The sequence below is a fragment of the Lyngbya aestuarii BL J genome (genome assembly GCF_000478195.2).
GTDB classification, from domain to species: domain Bacteria; phylum Cyanobacteriota; class Cyanobacteriia; order Cyanobacteriales; family Microcoleaceae; genus Capilliphycus; species Capilliphycus aestuarii.
In genome coordinates this window covers 1-727 of the sequence record NZ_AUZM01000299.1, presented here as the reverse complement: position 1 = coordinate 727, position 727 = coordinate 1, and the positions used below count along the sequence as shown (strand labels likewise).

Genomic DNA, 727 nt, shown 5'->3' with positions numbered 1-727 from the left:
TTCTTGATAACTTGTGCAAGAAATCTTGGCGGGAATTAGCTATTCTCTCATAAACCTTAGCTACATTTTTCCTGAATTTCTTTCTCGATTTACTTCCTTGAGTTTTTCGAGAGAGTTTTTTCTGTTTGAGGGCTAAATTCTTTTGGTGGCGGTTTAAATGCTTGGGGTTAGCATATTTAGTTACCCGCTCTCCATCGTGAACAATTGCGAAATCTTTCAGCCCTAAATCAATCCCAATAATTTGATCTCCCAACTGTTTAACGTCAGTTACTTCCACTTCACACAAAATTGAAGCAAAATATTTGTCAGTTGGAGACTTAGAGATTGTTACCGTTTTAATCTTCCCTGTAACTTCTCTGTGAAATACTGCTTTGACTTCACCAATCTTGGGGACTTTTAGATATTCATCCTTGACAGTAACACTCTGGGGATATTGGATTGATTGCTTATGGTGTTTAGACTTGAATCTAGGGAATTTAGCTTGTCCTTTAAAAAAGTTTTTATAGGCTCTGTCTAGGTTAATTGCTACACATTGGAGAACCGATGAATAACAATCTTCCTTGAGCCAAAGATATTCCTTTTTGAGTTGAGGGAGCATCCCTTTATAGGTTGCTAGTTTTAAGCTTTTTCCAGTTTCTTGATAGTGCTGAATACAGGCATTTAAGGCAAAATTCCAATACCACCGTACACAGCCGAATGACTTGGCTAACGCCAATTCCTGTTCGGG

At 38.0% G+C, this 727-nt stretch carries 1 protein-coding gene; it reads right to left on the bottom strand.

Annotation, left to right across the window (positions count from 1 at the left end; genetic code table 11):
- On the bottom strand, nucleotides 1-727 hold a 727-nt coding region (locus M595_RS28205), incomplete at both ends, for an RNA-guided endonuclease InsQ/TnpB family protein (RefSeq protein WP_023069951.1).